Annotated in this window: 7 protein-coding genes; 1 reads left to right on the top strand and 6 read right to left on the bottom strand. The window is 64.6% G+C overall.

The window, feature by feature from the left end; all coding sequences use genetic code 11:
• The 6 genes from ABDZ92_RS16905 to ABDZ92_RS16880 all read right to left on the bottom strand — a co-directional run.
• Positions 1-803 (bottom strand): VirB4 family type IV secretion/conjugal transfer ATPase (locus tag ABDZ92_RS16905; RefSeq protein WP_486387563.1); only part of this gene is annotated, 803 nt, incomplete at its 3' end.
• Positions 796-1,140, bottom strand: coding sequence for a VirB3 family type IV secretion system protein (locus tag ABDZ92_RS16900; RefSeq protein WP_343764212.1), 345 nt, complete (start codon positions 1,138-1,140; stop codon positions 796-798). The genes ABDZ92_RS16905 and ABDZ92_RS16900, both read right to left, overlap by 8 nt.
• Positions 1,141-1,203: 63 nt before the next feature.
• Positions 1,204-1,569 (bottom strand): TrbC/VirB2 family protein, encoded by a 366-nt coding sequence (locus ABDZ92_RS16895; protein ID WP_343764209.1) that lies wholly within the window; start codon positions 1,567-1,569, stop codon positions 1,204-1,206.
• On the bottom strand, positions 1,566-2,255 hold the full coding sequence (locus ABDZ92_RS16890) for a lytic transglycosylase domain-containing protein (RefSeq protein WP_343764207.1): 690 nt from the start codon (positions 2,253-2,255) through the stop codon (positions 1,566-1,568). Before ABDZ92_RS16890 ends, ABDZ92_RS16895 begins: the two co-directional genes overlap by 4 nt.
• Positions 2,255-2,620 (bottom strand): hypothetical protein, encoded by a 366-nt coding sequence (locus ABDZ92_RS16885; RefSeq protein WP_343764204.1) that lies wholly within the window; start codon positions 2,618-2,620, stop codon positions 2,255-2,257. Before ABDZ92_RS16885 ends, ABDZ92_RS16890 begins: the two co-directional genes overlap by 1 nt.
• Positions 2,621-2,752: 132 nt before the next feature.
• Entirely contained in the window at positions 2,753-3,157 is a 405-nt protein-coding gene (locus ABDZ92_RS16880; protein ID WP_343764201.1) for a hypothetical protein, read from the bottom strand.
• A gap of 104 nt (positions 3,158-3,261) precedes the next feature.
• Between ABDZ92_RS16880 and ABDZ92_RS16875 the strand changes: the two genes are divergently transcribed.
• On the top strand, positions 3,262-3,834 hold a 573-nt coding region (locus tag ABDZ92_RS16875; protein ID WP_343764198.1), incomplete at its 3' end, for a DUF7146 domain-containing protein.

Raw genomic sequence — 3,834 nt, 5'->3', positions numbered from 1 at the left:
GATTGGAACTGCGTCGGGGTGGTGGTCGCCGGATACTCCCGGATGCCGAAAATGCCGCCGAAGAAGCTGCGATCGGCGTCGCGGACCTCTACCGTCTCCCCGCCGAACACGACGCGCTGGCGATAGAGGGCGCTGCCGAGGTGCCCCCGGATGATCGGGACGCGGCGATGCCGGCCCGTCATCACCATTTCCGCGACCTCCATCGTCTCCGAGAACTTGAGGCCGTTGTGCCCGTAGATCGACAGCCGGCGCGGCGAGCAGCGATCCATCAGCTTCTCGAAATCGCGCGCCTTGTCCTCCAGCGCCTCCAGCAGATCGGCGTCGATCGCGTCGGCTTCCGTCTCCGCCCGCGCCTTGTTCTTGAAGAGCTGGACGAGCTTGTCGGCGCCGTGGACCGACGGCCGCAGCACCAGCGTCACGAAGAAGCGGTTGATGAACATCCGCTCCTTGTTCATCCGCCCGAAATAGGCGGCATCGAGATCCCGCGCGAAGCGGGATCGAAAGTTGCCGCCCGGATATTGCTCGACGCGCGCGCGGACGAGGTGCGTCCAGATCGACAGCCGATCGTCGTGCAGGTTGCGCAGCATCCCGTTGAGCTTGGCGTGCCAATCGTTCAGGTCGCGCACGTCGGCCGTCTCGAAAGCCCGGCCTTGCAGCTCGAACGTCAGCATGATCGCGCCGGAATCAAGCACCACCACTTCGTCGGTGACGTGCCGCGCATATGGCAGGAACTTGGTCGGCATCACTTCCTTGAGCGCGACCTTCATCGGCACCTGTTCGGACAGGCGATTGGCCCTAGCCATTGCGGCCGAACCCCTTTCGCTTGATGCCTTTCAGGGGGAGCGGCGTGTAGCTCGACCCGCCCCAAAAGACGCGGTTGCGGTTGGCCGCCTTGGTGCGGCCCCATAGGAAGATCAGCCGGAAGGCGTTGACGTCGTGCCGCACCACGAGGCGCGAGATTCCGAACATCACCGCGGCGACGACAAAGCCATAGATGGGGTTCGAGGTGCCGATCAGCGTAATCACCGAGGACAGCAGGATCACTACGGCCGCCTCGATCGGGATGCCCGCGAACAGCGCGGGCCGCGTCACCGCTAGGAACAGCGTGTTGCGCGCCATCACTTCCCGTTCTTCGTCCACGCTACGCACTCCACGAAACACAGGCGGAAGCGGGGCGTGGGGGACGCCCCGCTTTTATGAAGATCAGCCCTGGAGCTGATCGACGATCCACGGCGCCGAGAAGATGATCGCGATGCCGATGATGACGGTGACGAGCGCCCCGGTATTGACCCGACCCGTCAGCCACCCGAAGCCCGCCGCAATCAGCGCGAGAATCGCGACGATGCGCAGGAGGCCGTTGCTCAGCAGGCCGAGGACCGCGTTGCCGAAGCTCTCTAGATTGGTTTGCGCGAACGCCGGCTCGGCCGACAGCAGCGAGGTCAACGCGACCAGGCTGAACATCGACAGCACCCGCGACACCTTTCGCTGGCACGGGGTCATCGCGTCGACGTAGCTGGTGACATGGGCTCGGAGGGCCAGCGCCGGCCCACCGAAAGATGCGAGAGTCATCGGTTTTCTCCTTCTCCGGCGAGCCGCGCTCGCTCATATTCCGCCCTCGCAAACACGTCCCACGATGGCGGCGGTGGGAGTGGCGCAGCTTTCGACTGCCCCGCAGCGGACGTGTTTTCCTCGACCAGCGCGTCGAGCTGCGCAGCCGGGCTCGATCCTTCGCTGGTATCTGTTGCGGCGGTGAACGCGCTCACACGCAAGGCGACAGGCTGGATGCCGTCGGCGAAGCCGGCGTTGCCGACTACCTTCCCGACATAGCCGTTGGAGAAGCCACGCGACTGCGACCCGGTGTTATACATGGACAGGGCGATGCGAAGCGCGCGCTGGGGGTGGAGCCCCGCGCGCACACTCCGATAGTTGCCGGACAGCACTGCGCCCGCCGCGGCGATGTTGGTGCAGGGATCGAACACGTTGTCCCAAGTCAGGCCGAGGGCCTTCATGTTCCGCGAGTTGATCTGTCCGAGGCCGAGATCGACCGAATAGCCCTTGCCGACATAGTAGCGGGCGATCTCGATGGCCTGCGCCACGCTCGTCGCTGGCGCGGGCTGGCGTGCGAGGCCGTTGACCCCAATCGCCAGTTCAAACCCTCGGCTTTCCGTCTGGACGATCGCCGCGATAGTCGCGGGTGCCACACTAGGCGCGCATTGCGCCGCGAGACCCATGATGACCGCGGCGGGGAGCGTCATTACTGCTCCAATGTCTTTGAGCCGAGCGGACCGCCCGGCTGCGCCGTGCCCTTCGCTTCGGCCACCTGCGCCGCCGTGGGGACGGTATAGCGCGTTCGGGTGCCGTCGGTCATCGTCATCACAACGTAGCCGGGACGGCCGTTCTTCGGCTTCGTGTAGTCCGCCTTGCGAACCCCGCCCGCGCTACAGGTCGGAAAGCCGCCGCCGAAGGCCAGGTGCTCAAGGAGCTGATGGATCGGCTGCACGCACTCGGCGAACTGCATCCACCCGCCCGGGTTGCTCGCGCACAGCAGCACTTCGCACGCCCAGGTGGAATCGGATGCGCGCGCAGGCGTCGTCGCGATCGAGGCCGTTGCGAACGCCACGGCGGCTAGTGAGGAACACAAGCGATTTAGCATGTTTTCGCTCCTATATGGCGGAGACGAATATCATGCTTTTGGCAAATGCCTATGCGGAAAATGACATTAGGTTCATTCTGGCTGGTTCAGCGTCCCGCGCTAAAAGGCCGCGTCGTCTTTCAAGCCGGGGGAAGGATGGACGTAGATGACACCATCATATCCGTAGCTGACGATGATGTGACGCAGCGCCGAAGATACCTTCTTATAGAGGCGGATGCGCTTCTTGTCGTAAAAGCCGACATGAAACAGCGCCGTTCCACGCCAGCTCACGCGGACATTGATGTGCCACTTACCGGACTCCTGCTGGCACACATGCGCGTCGGTGATACTCCCTCCGGGAGGGCGCATCGTCGTCAGGTCTCGTTCCAGAAGCAGTTCTAATTCCATGTCATCCGTCATATAGCGATTTGTATTGTTTTCGCTGGTGCAGCCTTGCACCCCTGCGTTACCGAGTATGCAAGCTGTCTGAGAGGAGTCCAGCGATGGCACGATATGCCGCATCATCGGTCGCAGACCAGGCCGATCAGATCGTTCGCCAGCTCGGGGGGAAATGGCAGGGCGATTTCGCCATGTGCCGCTGCCCAGCGCACGCCGACGGCAAGGCCAGCTTGTCGGTCCGCGTCGGCGACCGGGCCGTCCTCTTCCATTGCTTCGCCGGATGCACCGCCGACGCGATCATGTCGGCGCTGCGCTCGGGCAAGATCCTTGCGCCCAACGACCATGACCCGGGCCAGCGCCAGGAGATTAAGGCCGACCTCAACAAGCTCGCGCTCGCGGTCTGGCGACACGCTGAGCCCTTCGCCGGCACCCTCGCCGATCGCTACATGCGCAAGGGTCGCCGTATCATCCCCGACGGCATCAACGCCCGCTTCGATCCGCGCTGCCAATGCGGCGCCGGCGCCGCCAAGGCGTTCGCTCCGGCGCTGATCGTGCCCGTCGAGGAGGACTCCGGTGTCGTCGCCATCCACCGAACCTTCCTGCGCCCGGACGGGCTTTGGAAGGCCGACTTCGATGAGCCGAAGCGGATGCTCGGCAACCCCGGTGTCGGCGCGGTCCGCTGGGGCGGCCTCCCGCTCGACGGCACACTCCGCCTCGCCGAAGGCGTCGAGGACGCCGCGAGCGTGATGAACATGCTCGGGCCTGGACGCTTCGTTTGGCCCGTTCTCGGGATTGAGCGGTAT

This window comes from Sphingomonas molluscorum, from assembly GCF_039522995.1.
GTDB classification, from domain to species: Bacteria; Pseudomonadota; Alphaproteobacteria; order Sphingomonadales; family Sphingomonadaceae; genus Sphingomonas; species Sphingomonas molluscorum.
The sequence above is the reverse complement of the archived record's forward strand: the minus strand, read 5'-3'. Positions and strand labels throughout refer to the sequence as shown.

What these genes read in the sequence shown, in the direction of transcription:
- ABDZ92_RS16895 (WP_343764209.1), bottom strand. Translation starts at nt 1,569, where the DNA reads ATGACTCTCGCATCTTTCGGTGGGCCGGCGCTGGCCCTCCGAGCCCAT.
- ABDZ92_RS16890 (WP_343764207.1), bottom strand. Translation starts at nt 2,255, where the DNA reads ATGACGCTCCCCGCCGCGGTCATCATGGGTCTCGCGGCGCAATGCGCG.
- ABDZ92_RS16880 (WP_343764201.1), bottom strand. Translation starts at nt 3,157, where the DNA reads ATGATGCGGCATATCGTGCCATCGCTGGACTCCTCTCAGACAGCTTGC.